This is a genomic window from Kitasatospora sp. NPDC029312, from assembly GCF_055569215.1.
On sequence record NZ_JBVHXY010000007.1, the window covers coordinates 21,019 to 38,697 of the forward strand.

General features: G+C 73.9%; 9 protein-coding genes. 8 read left to right on the top strand and 1 reads right to left on the bottom strand.

The window, feature by feature from the left end:
- Positions 1 to 139: 139 nt before the first annotated feature.
- The 5 genes from ACZ4WV_RS08340 to ACZ4WV_RS08360 all read left to right on the top strand — a co-directional run bounded on the left by ACZ4WV_RS08340 (position 140) and on the right by ACZ4WV_RS08360 (position 9,665).
- Positions 140 to 1,279 carry a patatin-like phospholipase family protein gene (locus tag ACZ4WV_RS08340; protein ID WP_465744099.1) on the top strand — a complete coding sequence of 380 codons (1,140 nt, stop codon included), beginning with the start codon at positions 140 to 142 and terminating at the stop codon, positions 1,277 to 1,279.
- A gap of 164 nt (positions 1,280 to 1,443) precedes the next feature.
- Entirely contained in the window at positions 1,444 to 1,953 is a 510-nt protein-coding gene (locus tag ACZ4WV_RS08345) for a DUF6912 family protein (RefSeq protein WP_465744101.1), read from the top strand.
- A 51-nt stretch (positions 1,954 to 2,004) separates the two neighbouring features.
- On the top strand, positions 2,005 to 2,661 hold the full coding sequence (locus tag ACZ4WV_RS08350) for an HAD family hydrolase (protein ID WP_465744103.1): 657 nt from the start codon (positions 2,005 to 2,007) through the stop codon (positions 2,659 to 2,661).
- Positions 2,662 to 2,807: 146 nt separating this feature from the next.
- Positions 2,808 to 4,433, top strand: a complete 1,626-nt coding sequence (pruA, locus tag ACZ4WV_RS08355; protein ID WP_465744393.1) for an L-glutamate gamma-semialdehyde dehydrogenase — start codon at positions 2,808 to 2,810, stop codon at positions 4,431 to 4,433.
- A gap of 285 nt (positions 4,434 to 4,718) precedes the next feature.
- Entirely contained in the window at positions 4,719 to 9,665 is a 4,947-nt protein-coding gene (locus ACZ4WV_RS08360) for an NAD-glutamate dehydrogenase (RefSeq protein WP_465744105.1), read from the top strand.
- A 149-nt stretch (positions 9,666 to 9,814) separates the two neighbouring features.
- Here the strand turns inward: ACZ4WV_RS08360 and ACZ4WV_RS08365 are convergent, their stop codons facing one another.
- Positions 9,815 to 12,691, bottom strand: a complete 2,877-nt coding sequence (locus tag ACZ4WV_RS08365) for an FtsK/SpoIIIE domain-containing protein (RefSeq protein ID WP_465744107.1) — start codon at positions 12,689 to 12,691, stop codon at positions 9,815 to 9,817.
- Positions 12,692 to 13,128: 437 nt separating this feature from the next.
- On the opposite strand from ACZ4WV_RS08365, the gene ACZ4WV_RS08370 reads away from it, so the two are divergent.
- From ACZ4WV_RS08370 to prfB, 3 genes are all read left to right on the top strand, one after another.
- Positions 13,129 to 14,988, top strand: coding sequence for a serine/threonine-protein kinase (locus tag ACZ4WV_RS08370; RefSeq protein WP_465744111.1), 1,860 nt, complete (start codon positions 13,129 to 13,131; stop codon positions 14,986 to 14,988).
- Between the two features lie 206 nt (positions 14,989 to 15,194).
- A complete protein-coding gene (locus ACZ4WV_RS08375) occupies positions 15,195 to 16,448 on the top strand; it encodes a serine/threonine-protein kinase (RefSeq protein ID WP_465744113.1) in 1,254 nt (417 codons plus the stop codon).
- 57 nt (positions 16,449 to 16,505) lie between these two features.
- Positions 16,506 to 17,618, top strand: coding sequence for a peptide chain release factor 2 (prfB, locus tag ACZ4WV_RS08380; protein ID WP_465744116.1), 1,113 nt, complete (start codon positions 16,506 to 16,508; stop codon positions 17,616 to 17,618).
- Positions 17,619 to 17,679: the final 61 nt, after the last annotated feature.

A 17,679-nucleotide genomic window follows, 5' to 3' on the forward strand; every position in this document is an offset into this window, starting at 1 on the left:
CACACCGTGGGGTCCGAAAGGGGACGCCCCGGTCGGCGGACCGGGTGGTCGCCCCGGCCGCACCTTCCCGTTGCGCCGTACGGCCGTCCGTGCGCACCATCGGAGCCTGACCCGTTCCCGACGACGACGGGCGGCCGGGATGACGACAGCCGGAAGCACCTCACCGAGCGCGGCGGCCTCGACCGCGGCGGCCTCGACCACAGCGGCCGCGACCGCGACGGACGGGGGCGCCGGGGACGGGGGCGCGCCCAGGCGCGGCCTGGTGCTGGGCGGTGGCGGGATGCTCGGCGCGGCCTGGACGGTCGGCGCGCTGTGCGCCGTCGAGGAGGCCACTGGGACGCAGCCGGGCCGGGCGGACGTCCTGCTCGGCACCTCGGCCGGGGCGATCCTGGCCGCGATGCTGGCCGGCGGGGTGCGCCCCGAGCAGTTGCGCGACCACCAGCGCGGTCTGCCGATCACCGAGGGCCCGCTGGCCGCGGTCGCCTTCGACTACGACACGGCGGTCGGCGGCGCGCTGCCGCCGCGCCCCCGGGCCGGGATCGGCTCGCCGGGCCTGCTCCGGGACGCAGTCCGGCACCCGCGCGAGTACCCGCTGCTGACCATGGTGTCGGCGATGGCGCCGCACGGCCGGGGCTCGCTGGCGCCGGTCGGCGAACTGGTACGCGGTCTGCTCGGCCCGGGTGGTTGGCCGGCCGCCGGGGCGGCGGAGCCGAGCGCGGCCGCCGCGCCGCTGCGGGTGGCCGCGGTGGACTACGGCAGTGGCCGTCGGGTGGTCTTCGGCGACCCGGGCGCCCCGGCCGTGGCGGTCGCCGACGCGGTGATGGCCTCCTGTGCGATCCCGGGCTGGTTCGTGCCCGTACGGCTGAACGGGTCGGCGTACGTGGACGGCGGCTGCTGGTCCGCGACCAACGCCGACCTGATGCTCGGCCGGGGCCTGGACGAGGTGTACGTGCTCGCCCCGATGGCCCTGCGGCTGGATCCGCGCGTCGAGCGCTCCGTCCGGCGGGGCACCTCGGAGGCGCTGCGCGACTGGCGGACCCGGGACCGCCCGCGCGGTGTGCTGGCCCAGCTGGTCAGCCGCTACCGCCGGTCCGTCACCCGGCAGCTCCTGCGCGAGGCCGCACTGCTGCGGGCCGAGGGCGTGCGGGTGCGGCTGCTCGCGCCCACCCTCGCCGACCTGGTGGTCATGGGCCCGAACATGATGGACCCGACCCGCCGGGGCGAGGTGCTGGAGAGCGGCCTGCGGACCGGCCGGGAGGCCCTGGGGGCCGCGCGCTGATCAGAGCGGTGCCGAGGGCGGAGCCGGAGTGGGGTGTGGAGACCGGGGGGTCGGAGACCGGAGCGCGGGGAGATCGCCGCGGCCCCGGCGGAGCTTATTCTTGGGGCGCTAGGCAAGCTGTGCCGCTGGACGAAGCCCGCTGGACGAACCGGAGAGTGCCACCGATGCGCGTGTACGTGCCCACCACCCTGACCGGCCTGGCGGCGGCACACGAGGGCGGTGCCCTGGACCAGTCCGTGGCGTACGCCGTGACGCCCGCGCTGCGCGAGTGGTACGTCAGCGACGACCTGGAGGAGCTGGAGTACGCGGCGCTGAACCGGGCCGCGCAGTCCTCGCTGCGGCTGCTGGCCACCGACCCGCAGGCCCCGCGCCGCCGGGTCGTGGTGGCGCTGGACGTGGCCGACTCGGCCGTGAAGCCCTTCCCCGGCGACGAGTACCAGGACCAGGCCTCGCTGGGCCGGGTGGTGCTCTCCGGCCCGGTGAGGCTCGCCAAGGCCGCCGCGGTGCACGCGGACGTCGCCGACGACGAGGTGGTCACGGACGTCGCGGCCGCGGTCGCGGCGGTGGCCGCGGCCGACGCGGGCGACCAGGACGCCCAGTTCACCGTGGACGGCGCCGAGGACCACGACCTGCTCTGGTACGCGACCCAGGAGATCCCCTCGCTGCTGGCCTGAGTGACCCCGCTCCTACCGGCGTGTCGTCCGTCCGGGTTACCGTTTGACCCCGTGCGCACTCACATCGTTTGGGACTGGAACGGCACCCTCTTCCACGACATGGAAGCGGTGCTCGGGGCGAGCAACGCCGCCTTCGCGACCATCGGCGTCGGTCCGATGAGCCTGCAGGAGTACCGCGAGCAGTACGAGATCCCGATCCCGCGCTTCTACCAGCGGCTGCTCGGCCGGGAGCCCTCCGTGGAGGAGTGGCTCAAGCTGGACGACGCCTTCCACGACCGCTACCGCGAGCTGAGCGCGGCCTGCGGGCTGACCGAGGGCGCGCGCGAGCTGATGGACGGCTGGAGGGCGGCCGGGCACAGCCAGTCCCTCTTGTCGATGTACGTGCACGACAAGCTGGTGCCGCTGGTCGACACCTTCGGCCTGGGCGGTTACTTCCTGCGGGTGGACGGCCGGAGCGGTCCGGCCGGCGGGCAGAAGGCGGAGCACCTGGTCCGCCACCTGGCCGCGCTCGGCGAGCAGGTGGACCCGGCCCGTACGGTGCTGATCGGCGACGCCGCGGACGACGCCCTGGCGGCGCTGGCCGCGGGCGCCCACGCGGTGCTCTACACCGGCGGCTCGCACGCCCGGGAGAAGCTGGAGCCGCTCGGGGTTCCGGTGGTGGACAGCCTGGCCGAGGCGGTCGAGCTGGCGGGCCGGATGGCGGGCTGAGACCCCGGTAGCGGCCGCCCTGAGAATCCACCGACGTGGTGGGCGCCACGTCCGCCGTTGGCGTGTCCGGACGGGCGGATCCGCCCCGCCGTGGTCAGGCTGGACTGACACCAGCCGAGCCAGCAGGAGACGGAGCCGCCATGTCCATCGACGCAGTCACCGAGGTGCCGACCCCGGTCAACGAGCCGGTGCAGTCGTACGCGCCCGGCAGCCCGGAGCGCGAGCGGCTGGTCCGGCGGCTGGACGAACTGGCCGCTGAGCAGATCCCGTTGCCGATGACCATCGGCGGTGAGCAGCGCTTCGGCGGCGGCGAGCGGATCGACGTCGTCCAGCCGCACCACCACGCGGCCAAGCTGGGCGTGCTCGGCAACGCGACCCGGGAGGACGCCCGGGCGGCGGTGGACGCGGCGCTGGCCGCCGGCCGGCAGTGGCGCTCGCTGTCCTTCGACGACCGGGCGGCGGTCTTCCTGCGCGCCGCCGACCTGCTGGCCGGGCCGTGGCGGGAGACGCTCAACGCGGCCACCATGCTCGGCCAGTCCAAGACGGTGCAGCAGGCCGAGATTGACTCCGCCTGCGAGCTGATCGACTTCTGGCGGTTCAACGTCCACTTCGCCCGGCGGATCCTGGCCGACCAGCCGGTCTCCTCCCCGGGCGTGTGGAACCGGGTCGACCACCGGCCGCTGGAGGGCTTCGTCTACGCGGTCACCCCGTTCAACTTCACCGCGATCGCCGGGAACCTGCCCACCGCCCCCGCGCTGATGGGCAACACGGTGGTGTGGAAGCCCGCGCCGACCCAGGCGCTGGCCGCCCACCACCTGATGCGCCTGCTGGAGGCGGCCGGCCTGCCGCCAGGGGTGATCAACCTGGTCACCGGCGACGGCCAGCAGGTCTCCCCGGTGGCGCTGGCCGACCCGGCGCTGGCCGGGCTGCACTTCACCGGCTCCACGGCCACCTTCCAGTCGCTCTGGCAGACCATCGGCGCGAACATCGGCGGCTACCGCACCTACCCGCGGATCGTCGGCGAGACCGGCGGGAAGGACTTCCTGCTGGCCCACCCCTCGGCCGACCCGGGGATCCTCAAGACCGCCCTGATCCGCGGAGCCTTCGAGTACCAGGGCCAGAAGTGCTCGGCGCTCTCCCGCGCCTACCTGCCGCGCAGCCTCTGGCTGCGGCTCAAGGACGACTTCCTGGCCGAGGTGGACGCGCTCACCGTGGGCGACGTCACCGACCTGTCCAACTTCATGGGCGCGCTGATCGACGCCCGGGCCTTCGAGAAGAACCGCACCGCCATCGAGCGGGCCAAGGCCGACCCCACCGTCGAGCTGGCGGCCGGCGGCCAGTACGACGACGCGATCGGCTGGTTCGTGCGTCCGACCGTCCTGGTCTCCTCCGACCACCGGGGCGAGATCTTCCGCACCGAGTACTTCGGACCCATCCTCGCGGTCCACGTCTACGAGGACTCCCGTTGGGAGGACGTGCTCGGGCGGATCGACGTCGGGGCTCCGTACGGCCTGACCGGCTCGGTGATCGCGCAGGATCGTTACGCCATCGCCCAGGCCGTGGAGGAACTGCGCTTCACCGCCGGAAACTTCTACATCAACGACAAACCCACCGGCGCGGTCGTCGGTCAGCAGCCCTTCGGCGGCTCCCGGGCCTCCGGCACCAACGACAAGGCGGGCGCCGCCCAGAACCTGTTGCGCTGGACCTCGGCCCGCGCCATCAAGGAGACTTTTGTACCCCCGACCCAGCACGGATATCCGCACATGGGCTGAGAGTGAACATGAGGCTCCGGATTGGACATGGTGTCCAGGACGGACCCGACATCCTGGGAGTTTGCGCCTACCTGTCCCTGTGCACCTTCGAATGATCCGGTTAGGCTGGCTGGCGTCGTCGGGTGGCTTGCAGGACGAATGAGGCGTCCTACCCGCTGGGAGGGCGCTTCATGCGTGCCATGAGCCCCTTTCAGTCGGATGGTGCGGCAGGATTGCGGTGACCCGTCGGTGTACATCCACACACCACCGAGTCACGCAACGGCGCGCGACAGGAGCCAAGAAGTCATGCAGACCAAGCTGGACGCAGCCAAGGCCGAACTGCTCAAGAAGGCAGCCGCAGCCGCTGAGAACAGCCAGGTAGGGGGAGCGGCGCCGGGGGAGGGTCTGAGCAACGGTGCTCTGACCGCGTACCTGCACCACTACTACCTCCACACCGCGCCCGAGGACCTGGTCGACCTCGACCCGGTCGACGTCTACGGGGCGGCCGCCTCCCACTACCGCCTGGGCCTCAAGCGCCCCCAGGGCACCGCCGAGGTGCGGGTCCACACCCCCTCGGTCGAGGAGAACGGCTGGTCCTGCGGCCACACCGTCGTCGAGGTCGTCACCGACGACATGCCCTTCCTCGTCGACTCGGTCACCAACGAGCTGTCCCGCCAGGACCGCGCGATCCACATCGTCATCCACCCCCAGCTGGTGGTCCGCCGTGACATCACCGGCAAGCTGCTGGAGATCCTGGACGTCGACGCCTGCTCCCGCAGCCAGGCCGCCGGCGCCGAGTGGCCCGCCGACGCGAGCGTCGAGTCGTGGATGCACATCGAGATCGACCGCGAGACCGACCGCGAGGACCTGCGCTCCATCGAGACCAACCTGCGCCGGGTGCTCGGCGACGTCCGCGAGGTCGTCGAGGACTGGACCAAGATGCGCGAGAGCGCGCTGCGCCTGGCCGACGAGCTGGCCGAGGAGCCCCCGACGGGCCTGGCCGAGCAGGAGGTCGGCGAGGCCTGGGAGCTGATGCGCTGGCTCGCCGACGACCACTTCACCTTCCTCGGCTACCGCGAGTACGACCTGGTCGAGCACGAGGGCGAGGAGGTCCTCAAGGCCGTCGCCGGGACCGGCCTCGGCATCCTGCGCGCCGACCCGCACGGCCACGACGACAGCCACCACGCGGTCTCCGACGCCTTCGGCCGCCTCTCCGCGCCGGTGCGCGCCAAGGCCCACGAGAAGAAGCTCCTCGTCCTGACCAAGGCCAACAGCCGCGCCACCGTGCACCGCCCGTCCTACCTGGACTACGTCGGCGTCAAGAAGTTCAACGCGGCCGGCGAGCCGATCGGCGAGCGCCGCTTCCTCGGCCTGTTCTCCTCCGCGGCCTACACCGAGTCGGTCACCCGCATCCCGGTCGTGCGCCGCAAGGTCCAGGAGGTCCTGGACAGCTCCGGCTTCTCCAGCGAGAGCCACGACGGCCGCGACCTGCTGCAGATCATGGAGACCTTCCCGCGCGACGAGATCTTCCAGACCTCGGCCGCCGAACTGCTCTCCATCGCCACCAGCGTGCTCTACCTGCAGGAGCGCCGTAAGCTGCGGCTCTTCCTGCGCCAGGACGAGTACGGGCGCTACTTCTCCGCCTTCATCTACCTGCCGCGCGACCGCTACACCACGCGCATCCGGCTGCTGCTCACCGACATCCTCAAGGAAGAGCTGAACGGCGCCACCATCGACTACACGGTGTACGCCACCGAGTCGGTGCTGACCCGCCTGCACTTCGTGGTCCGGGTCGCCCCGGGCACCGAGCTGCCCCGGCTCACCGACACCGACATCGAGCGGATCGAGAACCGCCTGGCCGAGGCCGCCCGGTTCTGGATGGACGGCTTCCACGACCAGCTGCACCTCGAACTGGGCGAGGAGAAGGCCGCCGAGCTCGGCCACAAATACGCCAACGCCTTCCCCGACGGCTACCGCGCCGACTTCCCGCCGCGCACCGCCGTCGCCGACATCAAGCAGATCGAGGCGCTGCACGGCGACGGCGACTTCCGCCTGAACCTGTACCAGCCCGTCGGCGCCGGCGACGACGAGCGCCGCTTCAAGATCTACCGGGTCGGCGGCCCGATCTCGCTCACCGAGGTCCTGCCGGTGCTCCAGCGCCTGGGCGTCGAGGTGCTGGACGAGCACCCGTACGCGCTGCGCCGCTCCGACGGCACCACCGCGTGGGTGTACGACTTCGGCCTGAAGCTGCGCCAGGCCACCGACCTCACCGACGAGGCCCGCGAGCGCTTCCAGGACACCTTCGCCGCCACCTGGACCGGCAACGCCGAGAACGACGGCTTCAACGAGCTGGTCCTGACCGCCGGGCTGACCTGGCGCCAGGCGATGGTGCTGCGCGCGTACGCCAAGTACCTGCGCCAGGCGGGCTCCACGTTCTCCCAGGACTACATGGAGGACGCGCTCCGCAACAACACCCACACCACCCGCCTGCTGGTCAACCTGTTCGAGGCCCGGCTGAGCCCGAGCCACCAGCTGGGCGCCGCCGAGCTGACCGAGGGCATCCTGGAGGAGCTGGCCGGCGCGCTCGACGAGGTCGTCTCGCTGGACGAGGACCGCATCCTGCGCTCCTTCCTGCACCTCATCAAGGCCACCCTGCGGACCAACTTCTTCCAGCACGACGCCTCCGGCGAGTGGCACTCCTACGTGTCGATGAAGTTCGACCCGAAGGCCATCCCGGACCTGCCGGCCCCGCGCCCGGCCTTCGAGATCTGGGTGTACTCGCCGCAGGTCGAGGGCGTGCACCTGCGCTTCGGCAAGGTCGCCCGCGGCGGTCTGCGCTGGTCCGACCGGCGCGAGGACTTCCGCACCGAGATCCTCGGCCTGGTCAAGGCCCAGATGGTCAAGAACACCGTGATCGTCCCGGTCGGCGCCAAGGGCGGCTTCGTCGCCAAGCAGCTGCCGGACCCGTCGGTGGACCGCGACGCCTGGCTGGCCGAGGGCATCTCGTCCTACAAGACCTTCATCTCGGCGCTGCTGGACATCACCGACAACCTGGTGGCCGGCGCGGTCGTCCACCCCGCCGACGTGGTCCGCCACGACGAGGACGACACCTACCTGGTCGTCGCCGCCGACAAGGGCACCGCGACCTTCTCCGACATCGCCAACGGCGTCGCGGAGTCGTACGGCTTCTGGCTGGGTGACGCCTTCGCCTCCGGCGGCTCGGCCGGCTACGACCACAAGGGCATGGGAATCACCGCCCGCGGCGCCTGGGAGTCGGTCAAGCGCAACTTCCGTGAACTCGGCGTCGACACCCAGACCGAGGACTTCACCGTCATCGGCATCGGCGACATGTCCGGCGACGTCTTCGGCAACGGCATGCTGCTCAGCGAGCACATCCGGCTGATCGCCGCGTTCGACCACCGCCACATCTTCCTCGACCCGAACCCGGACGCGGCCGTCTCGTACGCCGAGCGCCGCCGACTCTTCGAGCTGCCCCGCAGCTCCTGGGACGACTACGACAAGTCGCTGATCTCGGCCGGCGGCGGGGTCTTCCCGCGCAGCGCCAAGTCGATCCAGCTCAGCGTGCAGGTCCGGGCCGCCCTGGGCGTCCAGGAGAGCCGGCTGACCCCGGCCGAGCTGATGAAGGCGATCCTCCAGGCGCCCGTCGACCTGTTCTGGAACGGCGGCATCGGCACCTACGTCAAGGCCTCCGGCGAGACCAACGCCGAGGTCGGCGACAAGGCCAACGACCCCATCCGCGTCAACGGCGAGCAGGTCCGCGCCCGGGTCATCGGCGAGGGCGGCAACCTCGGCTGCACCCAGCTCGGCCGCATCGAGTACGCCGCCTCCGGCGGTCCCGAGGGCACCGGCGGCTGGATCAACACCGACGCCATCGACAACTCGGCCGGCGTGGACACCTCGGACCACGAGGTCAACATCAAGATCCTGCTCAACCAGGTGGTCGCCGAGGGCGACATGACGGTCAAGCAGCGCAACACCCTGCTCGCCGAGATGACCGACGAGGTCGGCCACCTGGTGCTGCGCAACAACTACGCGCAGAACGTGGTGCTGGCCAACGCCGTCGCCCAGGCGCACAGCATGGTCAACGTCCACGCGCGGATGATCAACCGCTTCGAGGCGGCCGGCCGGCTCGACCGGGGCCTGGAGTTCCTGCCCACCGAGCGGCAGATCCGCGAGCGCCAGCAGAGCGGCCGCGGGCTCTCCCAGCCCGAGATGTCCGTCCTGCTCGCCTACACCAAGATCATCCTGGCCGACGAGCTGCTCGCCACCGACCTGCCCGACGACCCGTACTTCCGCACCGCGCTGCACCAGTACTTCCCGAGCGCGCTGCGGGCGAAGTTCGCCGACGCGATCGAGAACCACGCGCTGCGCCGCGAGATCATCACCACGCTGATCGTCAACGACACGATCAACCGCGGTGGCTGCACCTTCGCCTTCCGCCTGAAGGAGGAGACCGGCGCGACGTACGAGGAGATCGCCCGGACGCACGCCGCCGCGCGGGCCGTCTTCGGCCTCGAGCAGATCTGGGACGAGATCGAGGGCCTGGACAACAAGGTCCCGGCCCGGACCCAGACCAAGATGCGGCTGCACTCGCGCCGCCTGGTCGAGCGCGCCACCCGGTGGATGCTCAACAACCGCCGCCAGCCGCTCGACATCGCCGGCACCATCGAGTTCTTCCACGACCGGGTCAACCAGGTCTGGGGCTCGCTGCCCAAGCCGCTGCGCGGCGAGGACCTGACCTGGTTCGAGTCCGTCCACAACGAACTCGCCTCCGCCGGGGTGCCGGAGGACCTGGCCACCCGGATCGCCGGCCTCTCCTCGGTCTTCCCGACCCTGGACATCACCGAGGTCGCGGACCGCTCCGGCAAGGACGTCGCCGAGGTCGCCGAGCTGTACTACGACCTGGGCGACCGCCTGCAGATCTCGCACCTGCTCGACCGCATCATCGACCTGCCCCGCACCGACCGCTGGTCCTCGATGGCCCGGGCCGCGATCCGCGAGGACCTCTTCGCGGCGCACGCGGCGCTGACCGCCGACATCCTCGCCTGCGGCCCCGAGGGCGCCACCCCGGAGGAGCGCTACAACGCCTGGGCGGACCTCAACTCCACCCTGCTGAACCGCGCCAAGAGCACCCTCGACGACATAAGGGGTTCGGACAACTACGAGCTGTCCAGCCTCTCGGTCGCGATGCGCGTCATCCGCACCCTGCTCCGCACCGGCTCGATGCGCTGACGGAGGGCTGTCAGGAAGGGGCCCGCGTCTTCGGACGCGGGCCCCTTCCGCGTTCACGTGGCGGCCGGGAACCCGGGCCCGCGTCCTCGGGCGCGGGCCCCACCGGCTTGCGGTGCCGCGTCAGCGCGAGGCGGCGCTTCGGTGCCGCGTCAGCGGGAGGCTGCGCGTTGGAGGGCGCTGGCGAGCAGGGCGAGGTCGGTGGGGCCGTTGCCGAGTTCGCGGACCGGGCGGCGGGCGGGCGGGGCGCCGAGCTGGAGGGGGTCTATCGCGACCACGGTGGGGCGCAGGGTCGCGGTGCGGGGGATGCGGCCGCTGATCCGGGCGGTCTGGAAGGCGGTGACGCCGCCGTCGGGGCGGCGCAGGTAGCCGCGCCCTGGGGTGTCCTCGGGGAGGGCGGCCGCGTCGCCCAGGTGGATCAGCAGGTCGGAGTCGGCCGGGTCCTCGGTGCGCAGGGCGATCCGGAGCAGGGCGGACTCGTCGACCTCCGTGCCGGCGCTCTCCTCCGGACGGCCGGTGGCCACCGCGAGGTGGATGCCGAGCGGTCCGCCGCGCCGGGCGACGGCGGCGAGCGCCCGGGCCAGCGGGCGGCCGGCCGGGGAGGTGGGGGAGAGCAGGGCGTCGTAGTCGTCGACGACGACGACCAGTCGGGCCGGGGCCGGGTCCGGCCCGGTGGGGGCGGCGGGCCGGGCGTCGGAGGCGCCGCGCGGCGGGATGATCCGCGGGCCGCCGGTCGAGCCGGCGCCGACGGTGGCGGGCACCGGGACCTGTGGCCGGTCCGCCTTCAGGCCCTGCGCGCTCAGCCCTTGCCCGCTCAGGCCGTGCCCCTCCAGACCGTGTCCCTCCAGGCCGTGCCCGTCCAAGATGCGGGCCGCGTGCCAGGAGGCGAAGTCCAGCCCGTCGAAGAGCCGTTCCCGCAGGGCGAGTTCGTCCTCCAGCGCCTCCGCCGCGAGCAGCGCGGCGCGCGGGTCGGCGGCGGCGTTGACCCGCCCGATGACGTGCGGCAGCTCGGTGCAGCCGTCCAGTCCGTCCTGGCCGTCCGTGTCGGCCCGGCCCTCGATGAGGGTGACGGTCAGGCGCTCGGGCCGCTCGGAGACGGCGAGCGAGGCGACCAGGGTGCGCAGCAGCTCGGTCTTGCCGGATCCGCGCGCACCGCCGATCAGCAGGTGCGGGCCGCCCGGGTCGGGGGAGGGGAGGGAGAGCTCGGGGTCGGCCAGGTCGAGGGTGCACAGCTCGTCCCGGGTGGTGCCGAGCAGCGCGGTGGCCGCGCCGATGCCGCCGGCGTGGGCGGCCCACCGGGCGGACAGCTTGGCCGGGGTGACGGTGTCGAGCTGGAGCAGGTCGAGCAGCCGCAGCGCGTCCGGCAGCGGGCCCCGGGCGGTCGGGGCGGCCTCCCGCAGCGGAGCGAGGGCGCGGGCCAGCCGTTCGGCCCAGACGTCGGAGACCGCGTCCAGCGAGACCTCGTGCAGGGTCTCCCGACCGCGGGCGACCGGGCGGTCGATGGAGAGGTGGGTGCCGACCTCCCCGGTGATCAGCGCGGTGGCGCCGAGGCCGCGGGGGAGCAGCTCGGGCTGCTCGGCGAGGCAGATCGGGAAGATGCCGACCGCCGGGCCCTGGCGCAGCAGCAGGTCGAGGGCGTGCCGGGCGGCCTCGGTGGCCGGGCGGCCGTCCACCACGACGACGGTGGCGGGGTGGCCGCCGAGGCCGGTCGGGCCGCTGAGGCGGGTGGTGAGTTCGGTCAGCCGGGCGGTGGCCTGCTCGTCGTCGAGGCCGAGCAGCAGCCGGCAGCCCTGGCCGTCGGCGGGGCGCAGGTGGGGCAGCCACAGGGCCCAGGCCCAGGTGTCGACGCGCTCCTCGCGGGCGCGGCCCGGGTCGGCGTCGACCACGACCAGACTCAGCCCGCTCGGCGGGTGCAGGGCGGCGAGCTGGGCGACGACGGCCCGGGTGAGCGCGTCGAGGCGTTCGCGGGGCCCGCTGAGGCCGAGGCTGCCGGCGGTCTGCAGGTCGAGGGTGACGGGGACGGCGGGGAGCATGGTGCCGGGCGCGGTGCCGGGGCCGCCGGGGCGGTCGGCGGTGCCCAGCCGCAGGGTGAGCGCGTCGGGGTGGCCGGGGCCGCGCTCCCAGAGCCGGGGGCCGGGGCCGAGGGCGTTGAGCAGCACGGTGGCGAGGTCGGGCCAGCGGTCGCGCTGGGCGGCGGCCTGGCGCAGCCGTACCGCGGTGTGGTGGCGTTCCGCGCTCTCCTCGGGCGGTTCGGCGGCGCGGCCGGGCAGCAGCGAGAACAGGCCGCGGCCGCGGGCCTGGGCGGGCTCGGGGGCGGTGGGCGGTTCGACGACGGGCGGTGCGGGCCGGACCGGGCCGGGGGCGGAGAGCTGGAGGTGGCCGTTGCCGTCGGGCAGGGCGGCGCGGGTGGGCTCATCGGCGGGGTCGAGGACCTGCAGGGTGGACTCGCCGATCCGCAGCAGGGCGCCCGGCTCCAGCGGGGCGGCGGCCTCGGCCGGGCCGGGCGGGACGATCCGGCCGTCCAGGGTGGTGCCGTTGGTGGAGCCGAGGTCGCGGACGGTGATCCGGCCGTCCTCGCCGAGGTGCAGGGCGAGGTGCAGCCGGGAGACGTCCGGGTCGTCGAGCGGGACGTCGGCCTCGCCGGAGCGGCCGATCCGGATCTCCCGGCCGTGCAGCCGGTGCACGCCACCGGCGTCCGGGCCGCCGACCACCCGCAGCTCGGCGGCGGCGGGGGTGTCGTCGGTGTCGTCGGCGGTCGGATCGGGCTCGTTGAGGCTGAGGACGGCGCCGTCCAGCAGCGGGGGGTGGCCGAGCAGGGTGTGCTCGTCCACCCGGTGCGCCCCGGCGTACAGGTGCACGTGGGTGGCGGCCCGCGGCCCGCGCACGCCGACGGCACCGGCGAGCGCGCCGGCGATGGCGCCGAGCGCGGTGCCGACGGGCGCGGTGACCAGCACGTCCACGTAGGGGATGGCGGAGCCGGCGGCGGCCGGGCCGCTGCGCGGTCGGAGGACGGTCAGCCGGATCTGCATCTCGCCCGCGGGTCCCTTCTGCTGGTGTGATGCCTGGTACCGCTGCCCGGTGTCGTCGCGTCGCACCGGGCGGTCGCGGCGACCCTTTGGGCCACACGAGTGGCGAGTGTCCATCCTGCCATCCGGTGCGGACAGTCCGCGCACGGTACCGGATTTGACGATCTTGCGATCATCGCCATGGTGGAGGCGACGGGGAGTCAGGTCAACCGCCCCCGTGAGGGCTTCGCGACGGGCCCCGGCGAGCGGCTCCGACCAGCCCTTCCGGGCCGCTCCGGGCGGTCCCCTAGGGGATGTCCCCCAACCCTGCTCGACGGCCCGCCGGTCACCCCGAAATCCTGAACGGACACCGTTAGAGTGGCCGCAAACACGGGCCCGGCAGGCTCACCGCACCGGCGGAGGAGCGCCCCGCGCGGGCGGCACGGCGAGGAGTGCGACAGGTGCGGCCAGTCGGCAGCAAGTATCTGCTTGAGGAGACCCTGGGCCGGGGTGCCACCGGGACGGTCTGGCGTGGCCAGGTGCGCCCGGACGCCCAGGTGCCGGGCAGCGCGCCCGGGCAGCAGGTGGCGATCAAGGTGCTGCGCGAGGAACTGGCGGCCGACCCGGACGTCGTGATGCGCTTCCTGCGCGAGCGCTCGCTGCTGCTGCGGCTGACCCACCCGAACATCGTCCGGGTCCGCGACCTGGTGGTCGAGGGCGAGCTGCTGGCCCTGGTGATGGACCTGGTGGAGGGCCCGGACCTGGCCCGCTACCTGCGCGCCAACGGTCCGTTCAGTCCGATCGCGGGCGCGCTGCTGATGGCCCAGGTCGCGGACGCGCTGGCGGCCAGCCACGCGGACGGGATCGTCCACCGGGACCTCAAGCCGGCCAACGTGCTGCTCGCCTCCACCCTGGTGGACGGCGCCGAGCGGATGCACCCGATGCTGACCGACTTCGGCATCGCCCGGCTCGCCGACTCCCCGGGCGTCACCCGCACCCACGAGTTCGTCGGCACCCCCGCGTACGTCGCCCCCGAGTCGGCCGAGGGCCGCCCGCAGACCTCCGCGGTGGACGTCTACGGCGCCGGGATCATGCTGTACGAGCTGGTCACCGGCCGCCAGCCGTTCCAGGGCGACAGCGCCCTGGCCGTGCTCCAGGCCCACCTGGCCCAGGAGCCGCAGCGGCCCAGCACGATGCCCGAGCCGCTGTGGACGGTGATCGAGCGCTGCCTGCGCAAGGACCCGGCCCAGCGGCCGAGCGCCACCTCGCTGGCCCGCGCCCTGCGGGTGGTCGCGGCCGGGGTGGGCGTGCACGCCGCCCCGGCGGCGGTGGACGAGGCGCTGGCGGTCGCCGCCCTGCTGCTGCCCGACCCGCAGCCGACCACCGTCCCCGGCACCGCGTCGGCCGTGCCCACCGCCGTCCCCGGCGCCCCGGCGGGCACCGAGGACCGCACCCAGGTGCTGCCGCCGTCCCCGGACGGCCCCCAGCACGACCCGGCCGGGGCGACCCGGGTGATGGGCACCCAGCCGGCGCCCCCGGCCCCGTACGGCGGCCAGGACCGCACCCAGGTGATGCCGCCCACCGCCGTGCCCCCGCCCCCGCCCGCGGCGCCCCCCGCGCCGCAGGAGGAGGCGCCGCACCCGTGGCAGACCCAGCTGCGCGCGGCGCGCGACCGCAACCAGCAGACCCAGGTCGGCTACTTCGGCCCGGAGGACTTCGAGGACCCGCAGACCGCCCCGCCGCCCTACCAGGCGGGCCCGGGCGCGGCCGGCTACCAGCCGCAGCCGCCCGGCGGGTACCACCCGGACCAGCGCCGCCAGGGCCCGCCGCAGCCCGGCTACGCCCAGCGCCCGCCGGTCGCCCCGCCGCCCTACCAGGCCGGCCACCGCGGACAGAACGGCCAGGGCGGCCAGAACGGGAACGGCCAGGGCGCCCCCGGCGCGCAGGGCGGGTACCGGCAGCCCCCGTCCGGCTACGGCCGGCCGCAGGGCGGCTACCCCCCGCCCCCGCCCGCCCCGGCCTCGCGCCGCACGGAGCCGCCCGCGCCCCAGTACCGGGAGGAGCCCCCGCGCCGCCGGGAGGAGCCGCCCGCGCCGCCCCGCCGCGAGCCCGCGCCGCCGCGCGAGCGGCGTCCGCGCAGTCGCAACCGGATGTACATCCCGGGGCTCGGCTGCCTCAAGGGCTGTCTGATGGTGCTGCTGGTGCTGGCCCTGGCGGCCGTGGCGCTGTGGAACTTCACGCCGCTGCCGCACTACTGGGACAACGTCGTGGGCTGGTTCGACTCGGCGCGGGACTGGGTGGACAACGTCATCGGCAAGTAGCCGCGGAAGGTAGCCGCGAATAGCCGCCGGGGACACAGGATTGACGCTTTGTCGACAATTCACCAGATTTCCCGCCCCGGAGTCCCGCCCCGAGCCGTCAGGCGGCCCGCACAGGGGGCCGGGGCGCGTAGGTTGGTCGCTGTTGTCCCGCCCCACCGAGCGCGCCCGGACCCCCGGAGCGCTCCCGCGCCGCCCACGGAGCAGCATTGGCACGCAAGATCGGCAGCCGGTACACCGTCCACCAGGTGATCGGCCGGGGTTCGGCCGGGACGGTCTGGCTCGGTGAGGGGCCGGACGGCCCGGTGGCGGTCAAGCTGCTGCGCGAGGACCTCGCCGCCGACCAGGTGCTGGTCGGCCGCTTCGTCCAGGAGCGCACCGCGCTGACCAGCCTCGACCACCCCCGGGTGGTCGGCGTGCGCGACATGGTGGTGGACGGCAGCGACCTCGCCCTGGTGATGGAACTGGTCCAGGGCACCGACCTGCGCTCCCGGCTCGAGCGGGACGGCGCCCTCCCGCCGCAGACCGCCGCCTCGATCATCGCCGACGTCGCCGACGGCCTGGCCGCCGCGCACGCCGCCGGGATCGTCCACCGCGACGTCAAGCCGGAGAACGTCCTGCTCGACCTCGCCGCCGCCCCCGGCCCCGGCGGCGCCCCGCGTGCCAAGCTCACCGACTTCGGGGTGGCCCGACTGGTCGACGCCCCGCGCCGGACCCGGGCCACCCGGATCATCGGCACCCCCGACTACCTCGCCCCCGAGATCATCGAGGGCCTGGAGCCGCGCGCCGCCGTCGACATCTACGCCCTCGCCACCGTGCTGTACGAACTGCTGGCCGGCTTCACGCCGTTCGGCGGCGGCCACACCGGCGCGGTGCTGCGCCGGCACGTCACCGAGCAGGTGCCGCCGATCCCCGGACTGCCGGACGGGCTGTGGCGGATCATCTCCGAGTGCCTGGCCAAGGCCCCCGCCTCCCGGCTGCGCGCCGCCGAGCTGGCGGCCCGGCTGCGCGAGCAGCTGCCCTCGCTGGCCGGACTGCCGGCGCTGGCGGTGCCCTCCCAGGGCCGCGCCCCGGCCGAGGAGCAGCTGAGCCCCGGCGAGGCCGTCTACGCCGAGGTGGACGCCGGCCCGGGCATCCACAAGCGCCGCCGCGGCCCGGCCGTGCCGCTGGTGCCCGGCGTCGCCCCCGACTCCACCCGCGACACCCACACCAGCCTGCGCCGCCCCTCGGCCGAGGAGCTGGCCGCGTACGCCGCCGAGTCCCGCGCCCAGCGCGCCGCCCCGGGCCACCGCCGGGACCGCCAGGCCCTGCTGCGCCGCCGCCGGCTGCTGGCCGTGCTGCTGGCCACCGTCCTGCTGCTGGCGGGCGCCGCCGCGGCCTGGACGGCCTTCGCGGCCACCGAGCCGCCCGGCGGCCACCCGGCCCGCCCGGCCGTGCACGGCACCGCCCCGCGGGCGCCGTAGCCCCGGTGGAACCGGGGGTGTCGTCATGACCACCCCCGGAACCATTACGCTGGGGGCGTGGCAGCCGTCGATCCTTCCGAAGAGCTCAAGAACCTCGATACGACCATGGGGTCGATCGAGGCCGTCCTCGACCTGGACAAGATCCGGGCCGACATCGCGGTCCTGGAGGAGGAGGCAGCCGCCCCCACCCTGTGGGACGACGTCGCGAACGCGCAGAAGGTGACCAGCCGGCTCTCCTTCCTCCAGGGCGAACTGCGCCGCGTCGAGGGCCTGCGCGGCCGCATCGACGACCTGGGCGTGATGTTCGAGCTGGCCGAGTCCGAGAACGACGCGGACGCCCGCGCCGAGGCCGAAGCCGAGCTCGTCTCGCTGCAGAAGGCCGTCGAGGAGCTGGAGGTCCGCACCCTCCTGTCCGGCGAGTACGACGCCCGCGAGGCGCTGATCAACATCCGCGCCGAGGCCGGTGGCGTCGACGCCGCCGACTTCGCCGAGCAGCTGATGCGCATGTACCTGCGCTGGGCCGAGCGGCACGGGTACCCGACCGAGGTGTACGACACCTCGTACGCCGAAGAGGCCGGCATCAAGTCCGCGACCTTCACCGTGAAGGCGCCGTACGCCTACGGCACCCTCTCGGTCGAACAGGGCACCCACCGTCTGGTCCGCATCTCGCCGTTCGACAACCAGGGCCGTCGACAGACCTCCTTCGCCGGGGTCGAGGTGCTCCCGGTCGTCGAGCAGTCCGACCACGTCGACATCGACGAGGGCGAACTGCGGGTGGACGTGTACCGCGCCTCCGGCCCCGGCGGCCAGGGCGTCAACACCACCGACTCGGCGGTGCGCATCACCCACCTCCCGACCGGCATCGTGGTCTCCTGCCAGAACGAGCGCTCGCAGATCCAGAACAAGGCGTCCGCGATGAACGTCCTCCAGGCCAAGCTGCTCGAGCGGCGCCGCCAGGAGGAGAAGGCGGCGATGGACGCGCTGAAGGACAGCGGCAGCTCCTGGGGCAACCAGATGCGCTCCTACGTGCTGCACCCGTACCAGATGGTCAAGGACGTCCGCACCGCGTACGAGGCCGGCAACCCGCAGGCCGTGCTGGACGGCGACATCGACGGCTTCATCGAGGCGGGGATCCGCTGGCGCAAGCAGCGCGAGACCAGCGCGGAGTAAGCGACCGGACACTCACGGAGAAGGCCCCCGACCGCAGCGGTCGGGGGCCTTCTCCGTTCTC